22 protein-coding genes, 1 tRNA gene and 1 pseudogene are annotated in these 25,829 nt (G+C 70.9%); 15 read left to right on the forward strand and 9 right to left on the reverse strand.

Annotated features, from left to right (window positions below; all coding sequences use genetic code 11):
* Positions 1–13 precede the first annotated feature (13 nt).
* Positions 14–754, reverse strand: a complete 741-nt coding sequence (locus tag ACFY2A_RS07915) for an RDD family protein (protein WP_387169740.1) — start codon at positions 752–754, stop codon at positions 14–16.
* Positions 755–765: 11 nt separating this feature from the next.
* Positions 766–1,971, reverse strand: a complete 1,206-nt coding sequence (gene hppD / locus ACFY2A_RS07920) for a 4-hydroxyphenylpyruvate dioxygenase (protein WP_387169742.1) — start codon at positions 1,969–1,971, stop codon at positions 766–768.
* Positions 1,972–2,113: 142 nt separating this feature from the next.
* Here hppD and ACFY2A_RS07925 point away from each other — a divergent pair, with 142 nt between their 5' ends.
* Positions 2,114–2,599 carry an Lrp/AsnC family transcriptional regulator gene (locus tag ACFY2A_RS07925; protein ID WP_387169744.1) on the forward strand — a complete coding sequence of 162 codons (486 nt, stop codon included), beginning with the start codon at positions 2,114–2,116 and terminating at the stop codon, positions 2,597–2,599.
* A 24-nt stretch (positions 2,600–2,623) separates the two neighbouring features.
* Here ACFY2A_RS07925 and ACFY2A_RS07930 read toward each other — a convergent pair whose 3' ends face one another.
* The gene (locus tag ACFY2A_RS07930) at positions 2,624–3,610 is read right to left on the reverse strand and encodes a helix-turn-helix domain-containing protein (protein WP_387169746.1); all 987 of its coding nucleotides are present in this window, start codon (positions 3,608–3,610) and stop codon (positions 2,624–2,626) included.
* 81 nt (positions 3,611–3,691) lie between these two features.
* Between ACFY2A_RS07930 and ACFY2A_RS07935 the strand changes: the two genes are divergently transcribed.
* The 3 genes from ACFY2A_RS07935 to ACFY2A_RS07945 all read left to right on the forward strand — a co-directional run bounded on the left by ACFY2A_RS07935 (position 3,692) and on the right by ACFY2A_RS07945 (position 8,317).
* On the forward strand, positions 3,692–4,981 hold the full coding sequence (locus ACFY2A_RS07935; protein WP_387170100.1) for an MFS transporter: 1,290 nt from the start codon (positions 3,692–3,694) through the stop codon (positions 4,979–4,981).
* Between the two features lie 99 nt (positions 4,982–5,080).
* Positions 5,081–6,517, forward strand: a complete 1,437-nt coding sequence (locus tag ACFY2A_RS07940; protein ID WP_387169748.1) for a hypothetical protein — start codon at positions 5,081–5,083, stop codon at positions 6,515–6,517.
* Positions 6,518–6,652: 135 nt separating this feature from the next.
* Positions 6,653–8,317 carry a fumarate hydratase gene (locus ACFY2A_RS07945; RefSeq protein ID WP_387169750.1) on the forward strand — a complete coding sequence of 555 codons (1,665 nt, stop codon included), beginning with the start codon at positions 6,653–6,655 and terminating at the stop codon, positions 8,315–8,317.
* A gap of 60 nt (positions 8,318–8,377) precedes the next feature.
* Here the strand turns inward: ACFY2A_RS07945 and ACFY2A_RS07950 are convergent, their stop codons facing one another.
* Positions 8,378–10,567: a hypothetical protein gene (locus ACFY2A_RS07950; RefSeq protein ID WP_387169752.1), complete on the reverse strand. Its 2,190-nt coding sequence runs from the start codon at positions 10,565–10,567 to the stop codon at positions 8,378–8,380.
* Positions 10,568–10,762: 195 nt separating this feature from the next.
* Between ACFY2A_RS07950 and ACFY2A_RS07955 the strand changes: the two genes are divergently transcribed.
* Entirely contained in the window at positions 10,763–12,172 is a 1,410-nt protein-coding gene (locus ACFY2A_RS07955) for a class II fumarate hydratase (protein WP_387170102.1), read from the forward strand.
* Positions 12,173–12,336: 164 nt separating this feature from the next.
* On the opposite strand, the gene ACFY2A_RS07960 is transcribed toward ACFY2A_RS07955, so the two are convergent.
* Positions 12,337–12,606: a hypothetical protein gene (locus ACFY2A_RS07960; RefSeq protein WP_387169754.1), complete on the reverse strand. Its 270-nt coding sequence runs from the start codon at positions 12,604–12,606 to the stop codon at positions 12,337–12,339.
* Between the two features lie 348 nt (positions 12,607–12,954).
* Here ACFY2A_RS07960 and ACFY2A_RS07965 point away from each other — a divergent pair, with 348 nt between their 5' ends.
* From ACFY2A_RS07965 to ACFY2A_RS07975, 3 genes are read left to right on the forward strand one after another with little or no spacing between them, the layout of a single operon-like run.
* A complete protein-coding gene (locus ACFY2A_RS07965; protein WP_387170104.1) occupies positions 12,955–13,767 on the forward strand; it encodes a Scr1 family TA system antitoxin-like transcriptional regulator in 813 nt (270 codons plus the stop codon).
* Complete coding sequence (locus ACFY2A_RS07970) at positions 13,758–13,946, forward strand: DUF397 domain-containing protein (RefSeq protein WP_387169756.1); 189 nt, start codon at positions 13,758–13,760, stop codon at positions 13,944–13,946. Before ACFY2A_RS07965 ends, ACFY2A_RS07970 begins: the two co-directional genes overlap by 10 nt.
* Complete coding sequence (locus tag ACFY2A_RS07975) at positions 13,943–14,338, forward strand: pyridoxamine 5'-phosphate oxidase family protein (protein WP_387169758.1); 396 nt, start codon at positions 13,943–13,945, stop codon at positions 14,336–14,338. Before ACFY2A_RS07970 ends, ACFY2A_RS07975 begins: the two co-directional genes overlap by 4 nt.
* A gap of 38 nt (positions 14,339–14,376) precedes the next feature.
* Here ACFY2A_RS07975 and ACFY2A_RS07980 read toward each other — a convergent pair whose 3' ends face one another.
* Positions 14,377–14,922, reverse strand: a complete 546-nt coding sequence (locus ACFY2A_RS07980) for a CGNR zinc finger domain-containing protein (RefSeq protein ID WP_387169760.1) — start codon at positions 14,920–14,922, stop codon at positions 14,377–14,379.
* An 83-nt stretch (positions 14,923–15,005) separates the two neighbouring features.
* On the opposite strand from ACFY2A_RS07980, the gene ACFY2A_RS07985 reads away from it, so the two are divergent.
* From ACFY2A_RS07985 to ACFY2A_RS07995, 3 genes are read left to right on the forward strand one after another with little or no spacing between them, the layout of a single operon-like run.
* Complete coding sequence (locus ACFY2A_RS07985) at positions 15,006–15,965, forward strand: DMT family transporter (protein ID WP_387169762.1); 960 nt, start codon at positions 15,006–15,008, stop codon at positions 15,963–15,965.
* Between the two features lie 13 nt (positions 15,966–15,978).
* Positions 15,979–16,719 (forward strand): HAD family hydrolase, encoded by a 741-nt coding sequence (locus tag ACFY2A_RS07990; protein WP_387169764.1) that lies wholly within the window; start codon positions 15,979–15,981, stop codon positions 16,717–16,719.
* 35 nt (positions 16,720–16,754) lie between these two features.
* On the forward strand, positions 16,755–18,431 hold the full coding sequence (locus tag ACFY2A_RS07995) for a S8 family serine peptidase (protein WP_387169766.1): 1,677 nt from the start codon (positions 16,755–16,757) through the stop codon (positions 18,429–18,431).
* A 59-nt stretch (positions 18,432–18,490) separates the two neighbouring features.
* Here the strand turns inward: ACFY2A_RS07995 and ACFY2A_RS08000 are convergent, their stop codons facing one another.
* Both ACFY2A_RS08000 and ACFY2A_RS08005 read right to left on the reverse strand, forming a co-directional pair.
* On the reverse strand, positions 18,491–19,393 hold the full coding sequence (locus ACFY2A_RS08000; protein WP_387169768.1) for a hypothetical protein: 903 nt from the start codon (positions 19,391–19,393) through the stop codon (positions 18,491–18,493).
* 351 nt (positions 19,394–19,744) lie between these two features.
* Positions 19,745–20,353: an IclR family transcriptional regulator gene (locus ACFY2A_RS08005; RefSeq protein WP_387170106.1), complete on the reverse strand. Its 609-nt coding sequence runs from the start codon at positions 20,351–20,353 to the stop codon at positions 19,745–19,747.
* A 306-nt stretch (positions 20,354–20,659) separates the two neighbouring features.
* On the opposite strand from ACFY2A_RS08005, the gene cysS reads away from it, so the two are divergent.
* The gene (gene cysS / locus ACFY2A_RS08010) at positions 20,660–22,075 is read left to right on the forward strand and encodes a cysteine--tRNA ligase (RefSeq protein ID WP_387169770.1); all 1,416 of its coding nucleotides are present in this window, start codon (positions 20,660–20,662) and stop codon (positions 22,073–22,075) included.
* Positions 22,075–23,196 carry a 23S rRNA (guanosine(2251)-2'-O)-methyltransferase RlmB gene (rlmB, locus tag ACFY2A_RS08015; RefSeq protein WP_363918042.1) on the forward strand — a complete coding sequence of 374 codons (1,122 nt, stop codon included), beginning with the start codon at positions 22,075–22,077 and terminating at the stop codon, positions 23,194–23,196. Before cysS ends, rlmB begins: the two co-directional genes overlap by 1 nt.
* A gap of 67 nt (positions 23,197–23,263) precedes the next feature.
* Here rlmB and ACFY2A_RS08020 read toward each other — a convergent pair whose 3' ends face one another.
* Entirely contained in the window at positions 23,264–24,355 is a 1,092-nt protein-coding gene (locus ACFY2A_RS08020; protein ID WP_363918044.1) for a sn-glycerol-3-phosphate ABC transporter ATP-binding protein UgpC, read from the reverse strand.
* A gap of 321 nt (positions 24,356–24,676) precedes the next feature.
* Here ACFY2A_RS08020 and ACFY2A_RS08025 point away from each other — a divergent pair.
* Positions 24,677–24,753: transfer RNA gene (locus ACFY2A_RS08025), tRNA-Thr, on the forward strand.
* A gap of 125 nt (positions 24,754–24,878) precedes the next feature.
* A pseudogene (locus tag ACFY2A_RS08030) lies at positions 24,879–25,682 on the forward strand (hypothetical protein); the annotation flags it as partial.
* Between the last annotated feature and the right edge of the window lie 147 nt (positions 25,683–25,829).

Consider the following 25,829-nt stretch of genomic DNA (forward strand, 5'->3'; position numbering starts at 1 on the left):
TCGCTGCGCTCGTTCACCTCGACACCTTAACGACGACGGTCTCGGCGAACTTGTCGTGGAGGCACTGCTGCCAGGGCTTGTCCCACAACTGCCAGAGGCCGTCGACGTAGTTGCCGCCGGGCACCAGGGATCCGCCGACGAACTGCACGAGGTACCGCTTTCCGGCCATCCGACGGTCCAGGGTGCGGGTCGGGTTGAGGGAGACCACGCGCAGTTTCATCACCTTCTTTCCCAGGGTCTGCCCGGTCCGCTTGAGGTATTCCACGTGGTAGATCCAGTAGATCCCGAGCATCAGTGCGACCAGCCCGAGCTGTAGCAACACGATCAGCACGAAGAACTCCCCGAACACGTCCGCCTCGGTCGGACCGAACGTGCCGTCCGGGTTGGCCCGGGTCATCTCGGTGAACATCCGGAACCAGACGAACAGGAACGGCGGGAAGAACAGCACCATCATGATGCCGGTCGCGATGGCCGTGTCGATCAGGTAGGCCAGCAGCCGGTCACCGAAGCTGGCCAGCGGCTGCCCGCCCGGGCCGAGCACCGGCGGTGGCGGCCCGGCAGCCCAACCGGGCGGAGGCGGTCCCACCGGCCAGGGCGGCTGGGACGCGTACCCCTGCGGGCCCGGCTGTCCCGGCGGCGGCTGGACGGGCGGGGCCCACTGTGCCGGAACCTGGGGCGGGCCGGCGGGTGGCGCGGCACCGCCGGCCGGGGGCTCGCTGGCCGGCGGTGTCGGGTGCGCTGGTGGCTGGGTCACGCTCGACAGTGTTACAGGTTGCCGCGCTTCTCCTGCTCCCGCTCGATCGCCTCGAAGAGCGCCTTGAAGTTGCCCTTGCCGAAGCCGAGCGAGCCGTGCCGCTCGATCAGCTCGAAGAAGACGGTCGGGCGGTCCTGCACCGGCTTGGTGAAGATCTGCAACAGGTAGCCGTCCTCGTCCCGGTCGACCAGGATCTTGCGGGACTTGAGTTCCTCGATCGGTACGCGTACCTCGCCGATGCGGGCGCGCAGTTCCGGGTCGTCGTAGTACGAGTCGGGGGTTTCGAGGAACTCGACGCCGGCCGCTCGCATCGCGTCCACGCTGGCCAGGATGTCGTTGGTGGCCACGGCGATGTGCTGGGCGCCGGGGCCCTGGTAGAACTCCAGGTACTCGTCGATCTGCGACTTCTTCTTCGCGATGGCCGGCTCGTTTAGCGGAAACTTCACCTTGCGGGTGCCGTTCGCGACGACCTTGCTCATCAGCGCCGAGTAGTCGGTGGCGATGTCGTCGCCGACGAACTCGGCCATGTTTGTGAAGCCCATGACCCGGCGGTAGAACTCGACCCACTCGTCCATCCGGCCCAGCTCGACGTTGCCGACCACGTGGTCGACCGCCTGGAAGAAGCGCTTCGGCTGGACCCCGGCGTCGATCATCGGCTGCCGGTCCACGATCGGGCGCCGCTTGGCGAAGCCGGGCAGGAACGGGCCCTGGTAGCGGGACCGGTCCACAAGCGTGTGCCGGGTGTCGCCGTAGGTGGCGATGGCGGCCAGTCGTACGGTGCCGTGCTCGTCGGTCACGTCGTGCGGCTCCACCAGGCCGGTCGCGCCCTGCGCGGTGGCGTGCGCGTACGCCGCGTCGACGTCGGGCACCTCCAGCGCGATGTCGCTGACGCCGTCGCTGTGCCGGGCGACCTGCTCGGCACCCTCGGCGTCGGGGCGTACCGCGCCGGTGAGCACGAACCGGGCCGACCCGCTGGTCAGCACGTACTCGGCGTGGTCGCGGTAGCCCTGCTCCGGCCCCCGGTACGCCACGCAGGTCATGCCGAACGCGGTGGAGTAGTAGTGGGCGGCCTGCTTGGCGTTGCCCACCAGGAACCGCACGTGGTCGAGGCCCTTGACCGGGAACGGGTCCTTGCTGGTGTCGTGGTCGACGGCGCCGACGAGGGCGTCGACGTCCACCTCCTCGGTCGGCTGGGGTCGGTCGATCGCCTGGGTCATGGTGGCCTCCCTCGCGTACCGCCCGGCTCCGTGAGCCGACGGATCGTGTGCTGCTGGTGCCGAGCATCGCGGTGACCGGGCCCACTGGGCAACCCTCACGACGTACGCTGGTCAGGTTGCACAAACGGTATGGTGTCCACGCATGAACACTGGTCAGGTTGCCCAGCTCGACGAGCTGGACGTGCGACTCATCGAGCTGCTCGCCGAGGAACCACGGATCGGCGTGCTGGAGTGCTCGCGCCGGCTCCACGTGGCCCGGGGGACCGTCCAGGCGCGGCTCGACAAGCTGGTCGGGCGGGGGGTGATCGCCGGCTTCGGCCCGGATCTCGGCCCGGCCGCGCTCGGCTTCACGGTGACCAGCTTCGTCACCCTGGAGATCAGCCAGCGGCACGGGCACGACCCGGTCACCCGCCATCTGGCGGCGATCCCCGAGGTGTTGGAGGCGCACACCATCACCGGATCGGGCGACCTGCTCTGCCGGATCGTGGCCCGCTCGAACACCGACCTTCAGCGGGTGATCGACCAGATCGTGGCGTACGAGGGAATCACTCGCGCCTCCACGATCATCGCGCTCGCCGAGCAGATTCCCTACCGCGTCCTGCCGCTGCTGCGCTCGGCGGTGCAGTGAAGGAGGGCACACCGAGCAGCGGGGTCAGTCGGCGGTGAGAGCGTCGCCGAGCGGGGTGCGGCGGTAGCGGACGGACCGGCCGGAGCGGACCCGGGTGATCAGGCCCGCCTCGCGCAGCACGGACAGGTGGTCACCGACGCCGCCCAGGCTCATCCCGAGTTGCACGACGAGCTGACTGGTCGTGGCGGGCAGGGCGAGTGCCCGCAGCACCGCCGCTCGGGACCGCCCGACCAGCCGGTCCAGCGCGTCCTCGGGTCTACCCGGGTCGGGTGGCCCGAGCAGCTCGGCCACCCCGGAGGCCCGGTAGACGATCGCGAACGGCCAGGGCGGCTCGACATAGTTGATCATCATTCCGAAGACCGTGGGGATGAACAGCAGACCCCGGCCGTCCAGCGAGTAGCTGCGGGGGTCGCGGTCGGCCACCTCGATCGCGCCGAGGCCGCCGCCGGAGACCCAGCGCAGCCTCGGGTCCAGGTCCGCCACGGCGGCCCCCCAGCCGTACGCGAGCAGGCGGCCCGCGCGATGCACCAGGTCCCGCTCCAGCACCGCCCGCAGTCGCGGCCAGTCCGGCTGTACCAGGGCCATCCACGACGCCTCGATCGCGTCGGCCAGCCGGTCGACAACGTCCGGCGACTCGTAGATCCGGCGGGCGTACGCCGGTGGGGTGCGCAACCCGGCGAGGTTGCGGGACAGTTCGTCGCGGGCCTGCCCGAGCGGCGTGGCCCGGACCACGGCCAACTCGTCGGCGAAGGTGCGACCGATGCCGTCGGGCGGCGGCTGGATGAAGTCTGCGTTGTAGCCACCCCGGCGCAGCAGCGCCATCAGCGCGCCCACCGCCGGGCAGTCCCGGCGCAGGCGCTCGAACACCGATCGGGTGCGGGCCACCCAGGGGGCCAGCCCCGGCACGGCGTGCTGGCCGGCGTGGACGCGCAGCGCCCAGACCGCCTCGCCCAGCGGTGAGATGGCGTACCGGCTGGCCGCCACGTCCGCCGGGGTGACCTCGATCCGCATCGCCCGACCTTTCGTACTCCAGCGAAAGGATAGAGCGGTCCGGTACCCGCCACCACGCTTGACGGCGTGGACAACACCAGCATGAACGCGCCGAAGGTGGCCGACCGGCAGGCCACCTTCCGGGACGTCTTCGCCGTCGCCGAGTTCCGGGTGATCTTCGCCAGCTACGGGATCTTCATAATCGGCGAGACGGTGAAGATGCTCGCCCTCTCCGTGCTCGTCTACGAGCGCACCGGGTCCGGTCTGCTGGCCGCACTCGCGTACGTCACCGGATTCCTGCCGCACGCACTGGGTGGGCTGTTCCTGCTGGCCCTGGCCGACCGGTGGCCGGCCCGCGCCCTGATCGTCGGCTACGACCTGGTGCGGCTCGCCATGGTGGCGGTGCTCGCCTTGGGTGCGCTATCCCCGTCGGCGATGCTCGGCCTGGTCGCCGTCGTGGCCCTCTTCGGTCCGGTGAGCAGCGCGTCGCGTACCGCGTTGCTGCCCGAGATGCTGCACGGTGACACGTACGTGCTCGGTCGTTCGCTGCTCACCGTGGCCTCCGGGGGCACGCAGGTGGCCGGTTTCGCCGTCGGTGGTCTGCTGCTCGGGCTGGTCGGCCCGTACGGCGCGCTCTGGCTGACCGCGGCGACCTGTGGCCTCTCCGCATTGCTGGTGCGGTTCGGGCTCGACCACCGCCCGGCTCGCGCTGGGCGGATGGGTGGCGGCCCGAGGGCCGGCGCCTTCCGGGAGACCCTGCGGGTGAACCGGCAGCTACTCGCCGACCGCAGGATTTGTGGGCTGCTGCTCGCCCAGTGGCTGCCCGGGTCGCTGCTGGTAGGTGCCGAGGGGGTGGCGGTGCCGTACGCGGCCGACCTCGGGCCGGGTGCCAACGCCGGCATCCTGCTGATGGCCGGTGCGGGCGGCATGCTGGTCGGCGACCTGCTGGTGGGACGGTTCGTGGTGCCGGCCCGGCGGGAACGCTTGACGCCGTGGCTGGCCCTGCTGCTCGGCGTACCCATGCTGGCGTTCCTGGCCCGACCGGCGCTGCTGCCCGCGGCGACCCTCTTCGCGGTGGCGACCGCGGGGTTCGCCTACCAGCTCGGGCTGGCCCGGCGGTTCCTCGACGCGGTCCCCGAGGTACGCCGAGGACAGGCGTTCGGCCTGGTCAGCACCGGCATGATGGCCGCGCAGGGGCTGGCCGCCGCCGGGGCCGGCGCGCTGAGCGAGGTGCTCGCGCCAGGTGTGGTGATGGCCGGCGCCGGAGCCGCTTCGATCATCGCGACGCTGCTTCTCTGGCCGGTCCTCGCCCCCGGTCGCCGACGCTCACCTGCGCTTCCGGCGGACCCCACGCCGACCGCGCCGGCCCCTGCGGTGTCCGCTGACCGCTGAGGTCAACCACCGTGCCCGCGGTGCCGCCAACGCGATCTTTCCGACGCGACACGCGGGGCGGTGCGGGCGGTGGTGAGCACGGATGGCTACCGTGTCCCGGTGGCGAAGGGGAGCGGCCTCGGCGTACGTAGCTGGCTGCTGCTCGGCCTGATCACGGTGGTGGTGCTCGCCGCTACCGGAGTCTGGAACCCGTTCCCCACCATGTGGGACTGGGTGAACCGGCCCCAGCCGATCTCCCAGCCGGACGTGGTCTGGCAGCAACGGATCGGCGGCACCCCGCGCAGCGTCACCATCGCCGGGGAGAGCGTCGTGATCGAGCAGCGCACCCGGGTCGAGGCCCGCAGCCTGGCCGCCGGCACGCAGCTCTGGGAGCGCAAGGCCGACTGGAGCGCGGTCACCGGCGCCGGGCAGGAAGCCGTCGTCGTCGTGGGCAAGCTGCTGGTCAAGGGGTACGAAGTGCTCGACCCCACCACGGGCGTGACCCGCCGCCGCGACGATGACGCGGTGGCCGTCTGGACGTACCGCAACCTGCTGCTGGACGCCCGTTGCGTGGCGGCCACCGACTGCACGTTGAGTGCCTGGGACCCGCGCGGCACCGTTCCGCTGTGGACCGCCTTCCTGCCCGGGGTCAGTACCGGACTGCTCGCCGACAACCCGAATCTGCTCGACAGCCGACGGCTCACAAGCAACCGGATCGACGGCGACGTGGCCGGCCCGGAGGCGGTACCGCCGCTGCTCGGCTTCCCGGTCGACGGCCGGGTGCACGTGGTGGACACTGCCACCGGCCGGGTGCTGCAGAACGTCGAACCCGGCCGGGAGGAGCGGCTCGCCGTGATCGGCGGGCGCCTGCTGCGTATCACCGCCCGGTCGCAGGACGGCAGCTGCTACTACACCATCTCCGGTCGGGACTCGGCCACCGGGCAGGAGGCGTGGCAGCAGTCGGGGCTCAACCTCCGCACCGCCGACAGCGCCGGTTGCGTGCAGCGGGAGGACCCGTACGGTGCCCGGAACGTGGTGCTCGGCGTTTCGCCGGACGGCCGGGAGGCGGTCCTGGACGGGTACGACGGGCGGCTGTTGCTGGTCACCGCCAACGCCGAACGGGTGCTCGCCGTCGACGACCGGTACGCGCTGGTGCGTGCCGCCGACGGCGACGCCGTCTCCGCCCGCGAACTCGGTGCCGGGCGGACCCGGTGGAGCCGGCCGGCAGGGAAGAAGGCGGGCGCGGCCCTCACCCCGTACGCGGCGATCGTCGCCGACGAGAAGCCCAACCGGCTGGTCGCGCTCGATCCGCGCAGCGGGCGGGAACTGGCCGTGCTACGTACCTCGGCGAACGCCCTCGCCGTGGGGCCCGCCGGCATGGTCATCGGGGAGGGCCGGGAGATCGGGTACGTCCGGTTCGGCGCGACGGCCGGCGGCACGCCGGGCGAGGCCGACGGGGCGGGCCCCGGGCCCGCCGGCAGCGGCGCGGCGCCGCAGCCCCAGGACAGTTGCGGTCCGAAGAACGAGCAGTGCGCCGCCCCTGACCCCGGTAAATGATCGCGCCCCCCGGCGGGTGGGACGAACCGAACCTTCTGCCCTAGGCTTTGCCGTCATGAGCGAGCGGCAGCGAGCGGATCTTCAGCCCAGCGCGGTGGTGCCTCACGGCGGCACGGAGCGAAGCGGAGTGCCGTCGTGAGCGCCGCCGACTTCGCGTACGCCCCGCTGCTGCCGACCGGTCCGGACCAGACGGACTACCGCCTGGTCACCGACGAGGGCGTCGACGTGGTCAACGGCCCCGGTGGTCGCCGGTTCCTGACGGTCGAACCGGCCGCCCTGACCGCGCTGACCGCCGAGGCGATGCACGACATCGCGCATTTCCTGCGCCCCGCGCACCTCGCCCAGCTTCGGTCGATCATCGATGACCCGGCGGCCTCCCCGAACGACCGGTTCGTCGCGCTTGACCTGCTGCGCAACGCCAACATCGCCGCCGGTGGGGTGCTGCCGATGTGCCAGGACACCGGCACCGCGATCGTGATGGGCAAGCGGGGCCGGCACGTGCTCACCGACGGAACCGACGCCGAGGCGATCTCGCGGGGCGTGTGGCAGGCGTACACCCGGTTGAACCTGCGCTACTCGCAACTCGCCCCGCTGACCATGTGGGAGGAGCGCAACACCGGTAGCAACCTGCCCGCGCAGGTCGAGTTGTACGCGGAGGACCCGGACGGCCACCCCGACGCGTACAAGTTCCTCTTCATGGCCAAGGGTGGCGGCTCGGCCAACAAGTCGTACCTCTACCAGGAGACCAAGGCGCTGTTGAATCCGACGCGGATGATGCAGTTCCTGGAGGAGAAGCTGCGGCTGATCGGCACCTCGGCCTGCCCGCCGTACCACCTCGCCGTGGTGATCGGCGGCACCAGCGCCGAGTACGCCCTGAAGACCGCCAAGTACGCCTCCGCGAAGTACCTCGACGCCCTGCCCACCTCCGGCTCGATGACCGCGCACGGCTTCCGGGACCTGGAGCTGGAGGCCGAGGTGCTGGAGTTGACCCGCAACTTCGGCATCGGCGCGCAGTTCGGCGGGCGCTACTTCTGCCACGACGTGCGGGTGGTGCGGCTGCCCCGGCACGGCGCGTCCTGCCCGGTGGCGATCGCGGTGTCCTGCTCGGCCGACCGGCAGGCGGTGGCCAAGATTACCCCGTCGGGCGTGTGGCTGGAACGACTCGAAACCGACCCGGCCCGCTTCCTGCCCGAGGTCACCGAGGCGCAGCTGGACGCCACCGAGGTGGTACGCGTCGACCTCAACCGGCCGATGGACGAGATCCGCGCCGAACTGTCCAAGTACCCGGTGAAGACCCGGCTGTCGTTGAGCGGTCCGCTGGTGGTGGCCCGGGACATCGCTCACGCGAAGATCGCCGAGCGGCTGGATGCGGGTGAGCCGATGCCGCAGTACCTGCGCGATCACGCCGTCTACTACGCCGGGCCGGCGAAGACCCCGGAGGGCTACGCCTCCGGCTCGTTCGGCCCGACCACGGCCGGCCGGATGGACGCGTACGTGGCAAAGTTCCAGGCTGCCGGCGGCTCGATGGTGATGCTCGCCAAGGGCAACCGGTCGGCGCAGGTCACCCGCTCCTGCGAGCAGCACGGCGGGTTCTACCTCGGCTCGATCGGCGGCCCCGCGGCCCGGCTCGCCCAGGACTGCATCAAGCACGTCGAGGTCCTGGAGTACGCCGAGCTGGGCATGGAGGCGGTCTGGAAGATCGAGGTGGAGGACTTCCCCGCCTTCATCGTGGTCGACGACAAGGGCAACGACTTCTTCGCCGAGGTCACGAAGCCGGTCCTCACCATCGGCAGCCGCTGACCGCACCGACATGACGAGGGGCGCCGGGCGGAAGCCCGACGCCCCTCGTCGTCCCGGACCTCAGCCCGGGTAGTTGACGTTGAAGTAGTAGTAGTCCTCGCCGGACGTGATGCCCGACGTGGTCCTGCTCGACACGTACAGGTAGTTGCTGCCGTCGTACTGCGGGGTCAACGTGATCGTCGCGGTGCCGTCGGCTCCGGCGGCGACCGTCTGCTCCTCCCCGTTGTACCGGTAGACGAACTCGGTGCTGCCGGGCATCTGCGCGGTAAGCGTGAACTCGTCCGGAACGCCTGGGCCGCCCCCGCCGGTGGGCGGGTAGTCCGAGCTGCTCACGGTCGGGGCCAGCCGGTTGAGTATCAAGGAGTGCTCGGTCCCGTCCGAGACCATCGACCCCATGGTGGCGCGTACGGTCAGCCGCACCCAGCCGGACCGGTCGGCGGGGTAGGACTGCGGCGTCCAGCTGATCGTGGCGACCCCGTCGGCCCCGGCCGTGACCGTCCGCTCCTCCTCACCCTCGAAGGTGTAGACGTAGCCGGTCACGCCGTCGCGGGCTGGGCGGAAGGTGAACTCGCCGGCCACTCCCGGTCCGCCGGCCACGGACCAGACGTACTCGGTCACGCCGGGCATGCCGGGGCGGAATACGAACGTGCCGGGCGTACCGACAAGGGCACCTTCGCCGCCCCCGATCGGGTACTGCTCCGACGAGACGGTGGGCTCGGTCGACAGGTAGAAGGACAACTGCGCCTCGCCGCTGGGCAGCCCGTCGGAGGTCCGACTGGTCGCGGTGATCCGGTTCGAGCCGGACTTGCGGGGAGTGATCGTCGTGGTGGCCGTGCCGTCCGCGCCGGCCGGCACGGTGACCGGTTCGTCGTCGTTGAGCCGGTAGGTGTACTCGACCACGTCCTCCATGCCGGGCGTGAAGGTCAGCTCGCGGGGCTCCCCGATCGCGCCGTCCGGATTTCCGTCGGTGATCCGGGGGGCGGTATCGCGCACCGTGAACTCGTAGATCGTCTGTGGCGAGCGGTTGCCGGTCTGGTCGGCGGCCTGCACGTACAGCCGGTTGCTGTGTCTGCGTGTCGGCGCGTGGCTGATGGTGGCGGCCCCCGACTCGTCGGCGGCCACGTAGGAGATCGGGCCGCTCTCGCCGTAGTAGTAGCCAGCGATGTCGTCCGCGCCCGGCGCGGTGAAGTGGAAGGTGCCGGGGATGCCCGGGCCGCCGTGGCCTGGCGGATTCCAGCCGGACGGGTAGTCGGTGGAGGTCACCGTCGGGGCCGGTGGGCGCACCGTGTCGACGGTGAACCGGCACTCCGGTGACCAGTCGGAACTGGCGTGCTGGTCGGCGGCGCGCACCGAGAAGGCGTACGTACCGCCGTTGACAAACGCACCCTCCGGCACGGTGTAGGTGAAGCGGGTCGGTGCGTAGTAGTGGTAGGACGTCCACTCGGTGCGCTCGGTGGGCCGATCGACCGGCCACCAGGCGAAGGTCGCGGTCACCTGATCGCCGGCCGCCCCCTCGACCTTGTCCGGGTCGGTGATCTCGGCGCTGAGCACCGGCCTGGTGGTGCCGATCAGACGGCCGTCCGCGCAGGTCCGACCTTCGACGGTCAGCGCGCTGGGTACGTCGGGCGCGGCGTTCGCCTCGATCGAGATGCCCAACGGGGTGAGCCACCGGCTGAAGCGCTTGTTCTTCTCGTGGTTCCCGGCGACCCGGGCCATCAGGGTGAGCTTGTCCTGCCCGTCGGCAACCGCCTGGCGCAGCGTCTCGGTGAGGTCGAGTTCCAGGTAGCTGGCCGGGCAGGCGGGGGAATTGAAGACGTCACCGGCACGCTCGTGCACCTGCGGTGCAGTCTTCCAGGTCGGGGGCTGTGCCGGCGTGTCGGTACGCCAGATCTCGATCTTGCGAGGCTTCTCGCAGTCGGTCACCGACGACTCGCCGATGACCCCGCCGGCCTGGATGATGTCCTTGCCCTGATAGGGCGTGAGGTCGAAGGTGAAGTACGCCCGGGAGGTGTGGTTGCCCTCGTCGGATGTCCAGGTACCGACCGGCACCTCGTCGGTGGTGCCGACCGGAAATGCGACGGAGGGCTGCTTGGCATCGGTGTAGCTGATGCTCGTCGCGCGTTCGAATCTGGTCACGCCGGCGGTTGCCGGCGTGGTGGTACCGAGCACGGCGAGTGGTGCGGTCAGCAGGGCGACCGCCCCGGTGACGAGGAATCGGCGCGGTGCGCGCCACTGGCGTGCGGTGCGCACGCCGGTGGTACCCCCGTTGTCATGCAACGTGCAAACCTCCTGAGCGGAGTGGCGAGATCTCGACGATCTTAAGAGCGTCACTGCGTGGGAGGCGCCAGACTTTGGGGTGGAAGCTGGCTCCCGGCCGGCTCGGTGGCTCATCCGGAATCGCGCGGCTGGGGCGAACATCTGCACGTCGTCGCGGTGCGCGGCAGGATGGTATGCGTGACGACTCCAGAGGCGACGGGCTACCGGATCGAACGCGACTCGATGGGCGAGGTGGAGGTGCCCGCTGAGGCACTGTGGCGGGCACAGACGCAGCGGGCGGTGCAGAACTTCCCGATCTCCGGCCGAGGCATCGAGCCGGCCCAGATCCGGGCACTGGCCCAGATCAAGGGCGCGGCGGCGGAGGTCAACGGCGACCTGGGGGTGATCGGCGCGAACGTGGCCGCGGCGATCGCCGCCGCGGCGGCGCATGTGGCCGACGGCGGGTACGACGACCAGTTCCCGGTGGACGTGTTCCAGACCGGCTCCGGTACCTCGTCCAACATGAACACCAACGAGGTGATCGCCACCCTGGCCGGGCGGGAGTTGGGCAGCAGCGTTCATCCCAACGACGACGTCAACGCCTCGCAGTCCAGCAACGACGTCTTTCCATCCTCGATCCATCTGGCGGCCACCGAGGCCGTCGTACGGGATCTGCTCCCGGCGCTGACCCACCTGGCCGCCGCGCTGGAGGCGAAGGCGTCGGAGTTCGAGACCGTCGTGAAGGCCGGGCGTACGCACCTGATGGACGCCACCCCGGTGACGCTCGGGCAGGAGTTCGGCGGGTACGCCGCCCAGGTCCGCTACGGCATCGAACGCTTGGAGGCCGCGTTGCCCCGGCTGGCCGAGTTGCCGCTGGGCGGTACGGCGGTCGGCACCGGCATCAACACGCCGCTCGGTTTCGCCGCCCGGGTGATCGAGAAGCTGCGCGCCTCGACTGGGTTGCCGTTGACCGAGGCGCGCAACCATTTCGAGGCGCAGGGTGCCCGGGACGCCCTGGTCGAGACGTCGGGGCAGCTGCGTACCGTCGCGGTCGGGCTCTACAAGATCGCCAACGACATCCGCTGGATGGGCTCCGGCCCGCGTGCCGGCCTGCGTGAACTGCGCATTCCGGACCTTCAGCCGGGTTCGTCGATCATGCCCGGCAAGGTCAACCCGGTGGTCTGCGAGGCCGTCCGGCAGGTCTGCGCGCAGGTGGTAGGCAACGACGCGACCGTGGCCTTCGCCGGCTCGCAGGGCGACTTCGAGCTGAACGTGATGCTGCCGGTGATGGGTCGCAACATCCTGGAGTCGATCCGGCTGATCGCCGCGTCGAGCCGCCTGCTCGCCGACCGGTGCGTGGTCGGCCTGGTCGCGGACGCCGAGGTCTGCCTGTCGTACGCCGAGGGCTCGCCGTCGATCGTCACCCCACTCAACCGCCACCTCGGCTACGACGAGGCCGCCTCGATCGCCAAGGAGGCGCTGGCCAAGCAGATCTCCATCAAAGAGGTGGTGATCTCGCGGGGCCACCTCGACTCCGGCAAACTCTCCGAAACCCAGTTGGAGGAGGCGCTCGACCTGCTCCGCATGACCCACCCCTGACCTGGCCCCGCCGACCCGCGCCCGCCGATCCACGCCCACCCGCGCCCGCCGGTCGGCTCGCGTCCGCCCGCGCCCGCCGGTCGGGCTGGCTTGATCGACTCCGGTTGCGGCATCTCGGCCTGTCCGGACGGCCGATGGCCGCAGGATGCCGCAACCGGAGTCGATCAGTCATCGGCCATTCGAGGCCTGGGCACCCAGGCGAGGAAGCGGGCGAAGAGCGCCGCTGGGGCCGGACCGTCCTGCGGGTTCAGGCGGTACAGATCGGCGGCAGCCTCGTGCAGTACCGCGCAGAGGTAGATGCTGAGCGCGACCCGGTCGTCGGCGTACTCGCTGACAAGATCGAGCCGTGCGGCGGCGCAGGGCCACGGTGCGGCGCAGACCCGGCAGAGCCAGAGCGGACGCAACGGCAGGTGCGTCCGGGGCGACGCGGCCATGCCTGTCACCCTCGGCCGCCGTCCGGCCGGTCGGTCTGGGAGGCGCCTCGGTACCCGGCTCGGGAGGCGGTTCGACGGGCAGGTCGGGACATGGGACAGCCTTCCTGTCGGGCTGAGTCGTTTGCGTAAATCGCCCCGGCGGTGGGACCGCCCGGCCGGGGAGCGGGCGGTCCCACCTCGACGCCGCACTCGGGAGATGAGCGGCGAGCGTCGCACTTCACAGTCTGCTGAGGACACCACTACGTTCGGAAGTGTTTGTGCCTGCTGTCCGAGAGCCACTGCCGGTGGCCGGGTTGCCGGTGGCGTGGCGCTGGAGTCGATCGGCCGGTTATCGGAGGGCGGTTGGAGATGGCGGGTGGACAGCTGACGGCGGCGGCGTTCCTGGTGGCGGAGCTGCGCCGGGCTCGGGTCCGGCGAGGATGGAGTCAGGAAGAGTTGGCCAAGGCCGTCAACTACTCGCCGTCGATGGTCAGCGCGGTCGAGTTGGGCCAGCAGCCACCCACCCCGAAGTACCTGGACCTGGTCGACAAGGCCCTGGACGCCGGGGGCATCTTCGGTCGCATGCTCACCGATTTGGTAGCCCTCGACAAAGCCCAGGTCTGGCAACGCGGTTGGCGCGCCATCCTGGCGGAATCATGGGCCCTGCGCTGGTTCGAACCGCTCCACGTGCCCGGCCTGCTGCAGACGGAAGCGTATGCGCGGGCGGTCTTCGAGTCCGACCCGCTGCTCGATCCCGGCGAGATCGAACGGCGGCTGGCTGATCGGCTGAGCAGCCAAGAAGTGCTCTATGCCGAAAAATTGATTCGGATCGCGGCCGTGCTCGACGAGTCGGTCTTGCGACGACGGGTCGGTGGTCGGAAAGCCATGCGCGAGCAGGTGCTGCACCTCGTCCGCCTCGCTGTCGAGCACCCACACCTTCGAATCCAGGTCGTGCCCAGGTCGGCAGAGGAGTATCCGGGCCTGAACGGCCCTTTCATCCTCTCCAGCATGGCCGACGGTGTGGAGGCCGCCTTCCTTGGAGGCCAGATCGGCGGGCGCGAGTTGGACGGAGCGGCAGATCTCATGCGACTGCAACGGACCTGGGAGGCTACTCTCGCCGCGGCGTTGCCCCGACAGGAATCAATCGAGCTGTTGAAGGAACTGGCGGAAGCATGGAGTTGACCGGCGTGCGCTGGAAGAAGAGCCGCCGTAGTGGGTCCAACGACCAGTGTGTTGAGGTCGCGGTCGGTCTTTCTCGGGGGGTGGGGGTGCGGGACAGTAAGGATCCGGCTGGGCCGGTGCTGAGCTTTGACGCGTACGCCTGGCGGGTCTTTGTCGCGGCACCGCCGAGCCGGCCGTGACCACCTCGCCCGGCGCGGAGGTGTTGGAACGGCTGGCGCGGGAGCGGGTCGTGTGGATCTGCACGCTGCGGCCGGACGGCTCGCCGCATCTGACGCCGGTCTGGTTCCACTACGTCGACATTGAGTGGTGGATCGGCACCGGCGAGCGCAACCGGAAGGTCCGTAACGTCGCCGCCGAGCCCCGGGTGTCGCTGGCACTGCCCGACGGAAACGCGCCGGTCGTCGCGGAGGGCGAGGCGAGCATCGTCCGCCAGCCCTTCCCGCCCGACGTGGTCGAGGCGCTTCGCCGCCGGTACGACGGTTGGGATGTCACGGTGGAAGGCCCGGACGGCCGCTACGTGCTGCTCCGGGTCGTGGTGACCCGCTGGCTGATGGCCGGCCGCGCCCGCTGACCTGCGTCGGTTGCTCCGGACGGGCCCCACACCAGCGGTCAGGAGCGGGCGGCGGCCCTGCGGGCGCGGTAGGCGCTGACGGCGGCCCGGTTGCCGCAGCCGGCTTCGCAGAACCGGCGGGAGCGGTTCTTGGAGAGGTCGACCAGCACGTTGTCGCAGTCGGGGTGCTCGCAGGTGCGCAGCCGGCGCAGTTCGCCACCGCGTACCACGTCCGCGACCGCCATCGCGGCCTCGACCGCGATCCGGGTGGCCAGCGGGGCGTTCCGGGGTACGGCGTGCAGATGGTACGGCTCGGCGTCGTGCGTGATGAGCTGGGGCAGCGCACGGTGCTCGCGAAGCAGGGAGTTGACGATCGACACGATCTCGTCGACCTCGGCGTACCAGATCCGGCGGAGGCGGGGGCGCAGGGCGCGTACCGCCCGTAGCTCGGTCTCGGTGTGCTCGTGCCGGCCGCTGTAGGAGTGACTGGTGTAGAAGGCGTCCAGGGCGGCGACATCCGGGAGCCCCTCCCCGCTGGATCCGGCGGTGTTGACAAGCGCCGCGGCGGCGACCAGCGAGCACTCGGTGTCATGGGCGAAAAGCAACTTGACTCCTGTCGGGGTCCCCGTCTAGCGTCATCGGCGTAACCTATTTTGCCCATGGCGGGCAGTCGTGCCAAGGAGAGCCAATGCGTCAACCGCCCGCCGCAGGTGCCGGCCTCGCGCTGGCGCTGCTCTCCGCGGTCACCTTCGCCACCTCAGGCACCTTCGCCCGATCCCTGATCGACGCCGGCTGGTCGGCCGAGGCGGTCGTCGTCGCCCGGGTCGGCATCGCCGCCCTGGTGCTGATGGTGCCCGCCATGCTCGTCCTGCGGGGGCAGTGGCCGGTGTTGCGCCGCAATCTCGCCTCGATCGGCGTCTTCGGGCTGCTCGGGGTCGCGGTCGCCCAGGCGTGCTTCTTCAACGCCGTGCGCTACCTGCCGGTTGGCGTCGCGCTGCTGCTGGAATACCTCGGCATCGTCCTCGTCGTCGGATGGACCTGGCTGGTGCAGGGCCAGCGCCCGCGGCGGCTGACCGTCGCCGGCTCGGTGGCGGCCATGGTCGGGCTGGTCTTCGTGCTCGACCTGACCGGGGCGGGCCGACTCGACGCGGTCGGCGTCCTCTGGGGACTCGGTGCGGCGGTCGGGCTGGCCGGGTACTTCGTGCTCGCCGGCCGGGTCGACCCGGCCCTGCCGTCGATGGTGATGGCCAGCGGCGGGATGGCCGCCGGTGCCGGCGTGCTGCTGGTGCTCGGTCTCACCGGCGCGCTGCCGTTGCGGGCCACCTTCGACACCGTGCAATTCGCCGGCGCGCAGACCAGCTGGCTGGTGCCGATCGCCGGTCTGACGCTGGTGGCCGCGGTGGTCGCCTATTTGGCCGGGATCGCCGCGGTAAGGACACTCGGCTCCCGGCTGGCCTCGTTCGTCGGGCTGACCGAGGTGATGTTCGCGGTCCTGATCGCCTGGCTGGTCCTGGGGGAGCTACCGACGGTGGTGCAACTGTTCGGCGGATTGCTGATCGTCGCGGGTGTGGCGCTGGTCCGCCTCGACGAGCTGCGGATCCCTGTCCAGCCGGCCCGGACGGAGGCGACGGAGCCGGCCCTGCGGTGACAAGCTGGACGGCATGCTGACCACGGTGGTGTTTGATGCCGACGAAACCCTGATCGATTTGCGTCCGGCCGTCACCGCAGGGCTGGAGGCCGTACTGGCGCAGATGCGGCGGCTGACCCCGGTCGCGGCCGGCGTCACCCTCGCGGACCTGGAATCGGACTGGGGTGCGGTCTTTGGTGCGCTGGCCGCCGCGCCGGTGGCCGAGATCCGGCGTGCCGCCCTGGCTCGGTCCCTGGACCGGGCAGGGCTCGGTGCCCACCTCGACGAGATCAGCGCGATCTTCTTCGCCCGCCGCTTCGCGCTGACCCGGCCGTTCGCCGACTCGCTGCCGGCGCTGGCCGCCCTTCGCCAACGGTGGACGCTGGGCTTCGCCACCAACGGCAACAGCCGCGCCGAACGCTGCGGTCTCGTCGGCGAGTTCGCCTTCGAGGTGTACGCGCACTGCGACGGTGTGCCGAAGAAACCGGCCCCGGATTTCTACGCGGCGGTGTGCGCTGCCGCCGGGGTGAAGCCGGCTCAGGTGGTGCATGTCGGCGACAACCTGGCCAATGACGTGGTCGGAGCGCAGCAGGCCGGCCTGCGGGCCGTGTGGCTGAACCGCCGAGGCGAACGGTTGCCGGCCGATGTGGTGCCGGACGCCGTGGTCTCGGGCCTGGCCGAGCTGCCCAGCGTGTTGGCCGAGCTTTCCGGCGAAGCGGATCTTCCGCCGTTAATCCGGCGCTGCTCTGGCGAAACCTCACGCATTGATGTCTGATGACGCCACGTCCCTCAACGAGAGGATCCGATGTGGTGAGCAAGCGCTTCACCGTCGGTGCCGTCGCGACCGCGACGGCGCTGACACTCACGGTCACAGGTCTGGGAGTGCCCGCCAGCGCCGAGCCGGCGGACCTGCGGACCTTCACCGTGGTCGCCGAGGACGGCGTCTCCACCGACGCGGCGATCGCCGCGATCCGGTCGGCGGGCGGGACCGTGGTGTCCCGCAGCGACGAGGTCGGTGTCTACCAGGTGACGACCGACCGGGCCGACTTCGCGACGAAGGCGACTTCCGCCGCCGCCCTGATCGGTGCGGCAGAGGAGAAGGCGATCGGGCGCAAACCGCGCCTCGACCGGGTCGAGCAGGAACACCTGCTGGCCGCGGCGGCCGCCAAGGGCGCCGGTAAGCAGCGGGGCAAGAAGCTGGACCCGCTGGACGACAAGCTCTGGGGTCTGGAGATGATCCGGGCCGATAAGGCGCGCAAGGTGGAGCCCGGCGACCGCCGGGTGACCGTGGGCGTCCTCGACACCGGCGTGGACGCCGGTCACCCCGACATCGCCCCCAACTTCGACTGGGCGCTGTCCCGTAACTTCGCCCCCGACATTCCCGAGATCGACGGGGAGTGCGAGGTGGCGAGTTGCCTCGACCCGGTCGGCACCGACGACGGCGGCCACGGCACCCACGTCGCCGGCACCATCGGCGCTGCCGCCAACGGGTTCGGTCTCTCCGGCGTCGCGCCGAAGGTGTCCCTGGTCAACCTCAAGGGTGGACAGGACTCCGGCTACTTCTTCCTCAACCCCGTGGTCAACGCCCTGCTGCACGCGGGCAGGTCGGGGCTCGACGTGGTCAACATGTCCTTCTACGTCGATCCGTGGCTCTACAACTGCACCGCGAACCCGGCCGACTCGCCGGAGGCGCAGGCGGCGCAGCGGGCCACCATCCGGGCGATGAAGCGGGCGCTGACCTTCGCCCACAACCGGGGCGTCACCCTGGTCGGCGCGCTCGGCAACAACCACGAGGACCTGGGCGACCCGCGTACCGACGTCTCCAGCCCGAACTACGGTGACGTCGCGCCCTACCCGCGCGAGATCGACAACGACAGCTGCTGGGACCTGCCCACGGAGGGGCCGCACGTCATCAGCGTCTCCGCCGTCGGCCCGTCCGGCAAGAAGGCCGACTACTCCAACTACGGCACGGAGCAGACCGCTGTCGCCGCTCCGGGTGGCTGGTACCGCGACGGCTTCGGCACGGACACGTTCCGTACCGACGCCAACATGATCCTCTCCACGTACCCGAAGAAGGTCCTCCAGGAGGAGGGTGCGGTCGACGAGGACGGCAACATCGTGCCCGGCGCCGAGACCTTCGTGTTCAAGGACTGCAAGCGCAACGGAGAGTGCGGGTACTACACCTACCTCCAGGGCACCTCGATGGCGGCACCGCACGCCTCCGGGGTGGCCGCGCTCATCGTGAGCCGCTACGGCAAGCAGCAGGGCCGCAGTGGCTACGGCATGGCACCGGACCTGGTCGAGCGGCAACTCCTTCGGACGGCCGCCGAGCGTGCCTGCCCAGAGCCGCGGCTGTTCAGCTACGCCAATGAGGACCGGCCGGCCGAGTTCGACGCCTACTGCGACGGCTCGCGAAGCTTCAACGGCTTCTACGGGCACGGCATCATCGACGCGTACGCGGCGGTGACGGTCAAGCCGCGCCGATAGCACCCCTCTGATCAGGGGCACAGTGGCCGGGCTGGAATCCTCAGCCCGGCCACCTGCTGTCATCGGCGCCACCCCCGGTCGAACAGCGCGGTGCGGACTTCCCGGACGATCCCCGGGAAGTCCTGGTGGAGACGGCGACTGGTCACGTGCAGTACCAGCCAGCCGGCACCGACGAGACGGTTGAGTCGCTGTCGGTCCCGATGGAACTGCTCGTGGTCCGAATGCCAGTGCCCGTCGTATTCCACCGCCACCCGGCAGGCGGGCCAGGCGAGGTCGGGATGCAGGACCAGACCGCTGGACACCTGCACCGGGTGCTGAACCACCGGTCGAGGCAGACCGGCCAGCACCAGACGGATGCGCAGCTGTGACTCGGCCGGCGACTGAGCCGCCGGCTCAGCCAGATCGAACAACCAGCTCGCCGGGCGTACGCCGGGACGGCGGTCGTTCAGGGCCGCGAACTGGGCGAGAGCCGCCCGCGTGGTGAGTCCCCGGCCGAGCAGGGTGTCGATGATGGCGATCGCGTGGGTCGGCGGCAGCCAGACGGCGCTCTCCCATGCTGCCCGGGTCGGGTCCGTGCGGGGAAGTGTGCCCGCGCCGATGCCCTGGATCCGTGGCCCCTGGGAAGTCGTGTGCACTTGCAGGCCGGGTTGGCTGCGCAGCCCGGCTGGGGCCGGCACGAGCACGTGAACCTTGTCGGCGAAGCTCGCGGCATGCTCGACCCCGTGCAGGTAAGCCGCTGACGGGCCGGCGAACGCTGCCGCGACCGGCAGTTGCAACGCCACGGCGCGGCAGGCCAGGTCGTGATCGCGATCAAGCCGCGCATCGGCGTAGATGTCCCGCCGTAGTCGAGCCCAGGCGGAACTGCGAAGCTGGTGGACGGTGAGCAGGCCCTGACGGACGGCGTCCGAGCCGCGGAAGACCTGCCACGCCGGGGCTCCCGGTCGGTGTGCTTGAGCTGGCATGCACGAGATCCTGCGCGTCCTGGGGCCCCCTCGGCAGCCCCTGTGGACAACCGCAGACTGGGCCTCGACCGTCCCCTGTGGATAAGTGCTCCGACCCTCGCCAGGTGTGCTATATGCACCGCACTGGTCCGCACCGACCCGGCCCGCACTGGTCGGCACCGGCCCGGCCCGCACTGGCCCCCACTGGCCCGGCCCACCCGCCCCGCCGGCCCGGCCGGGCCCGGCCCGCGTGACCCGGCCGGGTGTCGCCTCGGTTTGCGGCAAGTTGGGCTTTCAAGCCGGAGTTTGGGCGCAACTTGCCGCAAGTCGCGCCAGGCAGCGTGGGGCTGCGGTGGGTGGGGCTGGTAGCAGTCAGGTCAGGGCGGTGGCGATGGCGGTGGCGGCGGCCAACACCTGGGCGCCGACCGCCTCGGGGTCCAGGGGGGCCAGCGCCACCACCCCGACACTCGCCTCCAGGCCGGGCACTCCGAGCACCGGCGCGGCCACCCCGTACGCGCCGGGTTGCAACTCGCCGGCGGTGCTCACCGGGCCGGCGTCGCCTGACCGGCCGGCCAGGATGGCCCGCCCGGCGGCACCCCGCTCCAGCGGGTGCCGGGCCCCGGTCCGGTACGCGACGTGGAACGACGTCCAACTCGGCTCGACCACCGCCAGCGCGACCCCCTCGCCACCCTCCACCACTGTCAGGTGGGCGGTGGCTCCGGCCTGTTCGGCGAGCCGCCGCAGCGCGGGCAGTGCGCCCTCGGCGAGCAGCGGTTGGGCCCGCCGGGCCAGGTGCAGCACCCCGGCACCGAGGCGCAGCCGGCCGTCGGCGGCACGACGCAGCATTCCGTGCCCGGCCAGCGGCCCGACCAGCCGGTAGACAGCAGCCCGACCGATGCCCAACCGGTTCGCGGCCTCGGTGACGGTCAACCCACCCGGGACGTCTGCCACCAGGTGCAGCAGCCGCAGCCCCCGGTCCAGCGTCTGCGATGCCTCGCCACCCCGCGCCCATCCGCCTGACGGCGAGCTGCTTGACGCCGACTCACCCGACGTCGGCCCGCCTGACGTCGGCCCGCCTGACGTCGGCCCGCCTGACGTCGGCTCACCGGCGCGTGCTGAGCGGTTCGGTGCCGGGTCGTTCGGCGGCGGTACGGCAGCGCCGGGCGTCGCTGGAGTGCTCACGACCAGCAGCGTACGGCCAGCGGGGTGGGCATCGGCAGGCGCGCAGCGGCCGGGTGCCACCAGGCTCCGACCGAGCAGGCAACAGCGGACGGCTACCCTTGTACGGTGACGCTACGCCTGTATGACACCGCCACCCGATCGGTGCGGGACTTCGTCCCGCGGGAAGCCGGCAAGGTGGGGGTCTACCTGTGTGGTCTCACCCTCCAGGCACCGCCGCACATCGGTCATCTTCGCTCCGGCGTCAACTACGACGTGTTGCGTCGCTGGCTGACGGCTGCCGGTTTCCAGGTCACCTTCATCCGCAACGTGACCGACATCGACGACAAGATCCTGGTCAAGGCGCAGGAGCAGCAGCGACCCTTCTGGTCGATCGCGTACGCGAACGAGTTGAAGCTCGCCGAGGCGTACCGGGCGCTGAACGTGCTGCCACCGAGCTACGAGCCACGGGCCACCGGTCACATTTCCGAGATGCACGAACTGATCGCGCAGTTGATCGAGCGGGGGCATGCCTACCCGGCCACCGACGGCTCGGGCGACGTGTACTTCGACGTGTGCTCGTGGCCGTCGTACGGGGCGTTGTCCAACCAGTCGCCGGACGACATGCAGTCCGCCGGTGACGCACCGGACCGGGGCAAGCGCGACCCGCGCGACTTCGCTCTCTGGAAGGGCACCAAGCCGGATGAGCCGGCGGACGCCTACTGGCCGTCGCCGTGGGGGCGGGGCCGACCCGGCTGGCACATCGAGTGCTCGGCGATGTGCTGGCGCTATCTGGGCGCGGAGTTCGACATCCACGGCGGGGGGCTCGACCTGACCTTCCCGCACCACGAGAACGAGTTGGCCCAGTCCCAGGCCGCCGGCCTGCCCTTCGCCCGGTACTGGGTGCATCACGGGCTGCTCAGCATCGGCGGGGCGAAGATGGGCAAGTCGCTGGGCAACGCCCTCGACCTCGACTACGTCGCCTCCCTCGGGGTGCGCCCGGTCGAGCTGCGCTACTACTACGTGGCCGCCCACTACCGTTCCCGGATCGACTACTCCGAGGAGGCGTTGCGCGAGGCGGCTGTCGCGTACCGGCGGATCGAGGGCTTCGTGACGCGGGCCGTGGAACGGGTCGGCGCGAATGGGCTGGGAGAGTTGCCGGCCGCGTTCGTCGCCGCGATGGACGACGACCTGAACACCTCGGCCGCGCTGGCGGCGCTGCACGAGGTACTGCGGGACGGCAACAACGCGCTGGCCAGCGGGGACGATGTGACCGTCCGCACCACGCTCGCCAGCGTCCGCGCGATGCTGGATATCCTCGGAGTCGACCCTCTCGACCCGGCCTGGACCGGCGGAGCCCGGGCGAGCGACCTCCGTGGTGTGGTGGACTCCCTGATCGCCCTGGCACTGGAACAGCGCGCGCAGGCCCGGGTCCGCAAGGACTGGGCCGCCGCCGACGCGCTGCGGGATCAACTCAAGCGGGCCGGAGTGGTGGTCGAGGACACCCCACAGGGACCGCGTTGGACTATTGGAGAGCAGGACTGATGGCCGGCAATTCGCAGCGCCGTGGTCGGCGGGTGGCGTCGAAGTCCAGTGCCCCGAAGGGGTCCGGCGGAAAGAACCGGGACTCCCTCGCCGGGCGCGGCCGGACGTTGCCGGCCGACGAGCGGCCCTGGCACAAGGCGTACTCGGGCACCGAGAAGCTGCCGCAGCGCACCGCCTGGAAGCAGGAGAAGGAGCGCCGGGCGGCCGCCGAGGAGGGGCGTGCCCCGAAGATCGGCCAGCCCGGCAGCAAGGACACCACCTGGGGCAAGGGCGGCGGCCGGGGCGCGGCCGTCGCGAAGCCGGTCCGGGGCAAGCAGCCCGCGGGGCGCAGCGGCCCCCGGGTAGCGCCGGGCCGCAAGTCCAACCCGGCGAAGGACACCCAGGAGCTGCTGGTCGGTCGCAACCCCGTGCTGGAGGCGCTACGTACCCAGGTTCCGGCGACCGCGCTCTACACGGCGCAGGGCATCGACGTCGACGACCGGGTCAAGGAGATCATCCGTACCGCCGCTGACCGGGGCATCGCGAACCTTGAGGTCAGCCGCGCCGAGCTGGACCGGATGACCGGGGGTGTGCTGCACCAGGGCGTCGGTCTCCAGGTGCCGCCGTTCGCCTACGAGCCCTTCGAGGACCTGGTCGCCGCCGCGCTGGAACAGCCGGCACCGCTGCTGGTGGCGCTGGACGGGGTCACCGATCCGCGTAACCTCGGCGCGGTGATCCGCTCCGCTGCGGCGTTCGGCGCGCAGGGTGTCTTCGTACCGGAGCGGCGGGCGGCCGGGATCACCGCGACCGCCTGGCGGACCAGCGCGGGCGCGGCAGCCCGGGTGCCGGTGGCCCAGGTGACCAACCTGACCCGCTCGCTGAAGGCCTGCCAGGACGCCGGGTTCATGGTGGTCGGCCTGGACGCCGACGGGGAAACGGACCTGTACGACCTGGAGGCCGCCGTCGGTCCGCTGGTGGTGGTGGTCGGCTCGGAGGGGCGAGGGCTGTCCCGCCTGGTCGGGCAGACCTGCGACCTCACCGTCAGCATCCCGATGATCTCCGAGGTGGAGTCGCTCAACGCGAGCGTCGCCGCCGCCGTCACCCTGGCCGAGGTGGCGCGCCGCCGGGCCGTCGAGGGCTGAGAAACCGGAGAGCGTACGCGAAAAGGGGCGGCCCGCCATCGGCGGACCGCCCCTTTCGGTTGCTATCTCAGATGCGCTGCCCGGTGGCGGCGTGGAAGACGTGGCTCTGGCCGGTACGCGGCTTCACGAAGATCGTGTCGCCCATGTTCGGCATGGTCCGACGGTCGGTGCGGACCACGAACCGCTCGGAGGCACCGTCGAGCGCGGCGTGGCCGTAGACGTTGGCGTCGGAGCCCAGGTCCTCGACCAGCTCGACCACGACCGGCATGCCACCCTCGGTCGGGCTGACGATGTCGCAGTCCTCCGGGCGGAAGCCCACGGTGACCTTGCCGTTGCCACCCTCGGCGTTGGCCGCCTCGACCTGCTCGCGGGTCAGCGGCACGGACATCTCGGCGAACGACGCGCCCTGCTCGCTGAACGGCACGGTCTTGATGTTCATGGCGGGCGAGCCGATGAAGCCGGCGACGAAGACGTTGGCCGGGGTGTCGTAGAGCGTCCGCGGAGTGTCGACCTGCTGGAGCACGCCGTCGAGCATGACCGCGACCCGGTGGCCCATGGTCATGGCCTCGACCTGGTCGTGGGTGACGTAGACGGTGGTGATGCCGAGCTTGGCCTGCAGCGACGCGATCTGCGTACGGGTCTGCACCCGCAGCTTGGCGTCGAGGTTCGACAGCGGCTCGTCCATCAGGAAGACCTGCGGCTCCCGGACGATGGCCCGGCCCATCGCGACCCGCTGGCGCTGACCGCCGGAGAGCGCCTTGGGCTTACGGCTGAGGTACTCCTCCAGCTGGAGCAGCGCCGCCGCCTCCTTGACCCGCCGGTCGATCTCCGACTTGGAGGTCTTGCGCAGCTTGAGCGCGAACGCCATGTTCTCGTACACCGTCATGTGCGGGTAGAGGGCGTAGTTCTGGAAGACCATCGCGATGTCGCGGGCCTTCGGCGGCAGGTGGGTGACGTCCCGGTCGTCGATGTAGATCGCGCCGTCGTCGACATCCTCCAGGCCGGCGAGCATGCGCAGGCTGGTGGACTTACCACAACCGGAGGGGCCGACGAGGACGAGGAACTCGCCGTCGCCGATCTGGAGGTCGAGCTGGTTGACCGCGGGGCGTTCGGTGCCCGGGTAGATCCGGGACGCCTTCGCGTAGGTGACCGTAGCCATGAGGGGGGACGCTTCCTTTCACCGGCAGGAACGTGCCGGACGATCCGAGTGAAGGAGCGACCGGTACGGATGCCCGTACCGGCGCCACAGCCAGCGCGGGGCGGACCCGTGTCGGCCGTGTCACTGCACGGTAAACGGCTTTCGCCACAATGCCAAGGTCCACGGTCGACCGGTACTTCCGAAGCATTCGCATTCCGGTCACTCGGGCACGGTCGGACACGAATCGACGTCCACGCGTCGGGATGTTGACGTTTCCCATGCTCGGGACCCCTGCCGAGCAGGAAAACCTGACGCCGGTCGCTATGCTGGCCACGAAACAATGCCCCTGTAGCTCAGCTGGCCAGAGCACCCGCCTTGTAAGCGGGATGTCGCCGGTTCGATCCCGGCCGGGGGCTCCATCCGTATCACGCATGGCACACCGGGCGGACATCTCGGCGTGGCCGGGTGTTCAGACGGGCCCGTTAGGCTCCGCCTCCACCCGTCACGCCGTGACCCGTCACCACGACCAGGGGCGCCCGCCACCGTGCACCATGCCAACCACTACTACGGGCACTCCCACGTGCTGGCCCGCTACTGCGGGCTCGACGACCGGGATCCACCCCGCATCCACGGCTACCTTCAGCACGGTTGGAACATCGGCGACGGCATGGCGTACGACCACGAGTTCGTGCCGGGCGTACCGCTGTTCCTGTGGTCGGAACGGACCCGGCGGCGAGCCTGGTCCCTTGGCCGCCGACAGACGTACGTGGTCGGTTCCCCGTGGGCGTACCTGTTGGCGATGGAACCGGACGACCCGCAACGGCGGGAGGGCACCATCTGGTACCCCTTCCACGGCTGGGAGGGGCAGCGGGTCGTCGGTGACCACGACCGGCTGGTCGACGAGATCCGGGCGGTCGAACCGGGGCCGGTGACGGTCTGCCTCTACTGGCAGGAGTACCGGTCGACCCGGGTACGCCAGCACTACGAGCGGGCCGGCTTCCGGGTCGTCTGCCACGGCTACCGGGGTGGCCGGTGGCGTGATCTCGACCCGGGATTCCTCCACCGGCAACTGGCCGAGCTGCGCCGGCACCGCCGGGTCGCCTCGAACCGGCTGTGCAGTGCGGTCTTCTACGGCATCCTGGCCGGCTGTGAACCGGCCGTCTACGCCGATCCGATGCAGCTGGCCGGTGAGGCGCCGATCTGGGGTGGCCAGCCACGGATTCGCCGCCAGTGGGCGGGGCTGCACGGCCCGCAGGTCGACCCGGACAGCGCCCGAGCCCTGGCGGTCGCCGAGTTGGGTGCCGACCGGCTGCTGCCACCGGCCGAGCTGCGCCGGCTGTTCCGCTGGCCCGAGCCCGCCGACCGGCACCAGGCCCCCACGGTCCGGTCCGCCGACGAGCACCGCGGCGACGAGCACCACGGCGGCGTGGCCGGCGGCGCGCATCACGGCGGCGTGACCGGCGGCGAGGCGACGCGGCCTGCTCCGGCACCCGAG

The organism is Micromonospora sp. NPDC000442 (genome assembly GCF_042898635.1).
In the GTDB taxonomy this organism is placed as follows: Bacteria; Actinomycetota; Actinomycetes; order Mycobacteriales; family Micromonosporaceae; genus Micromonospora.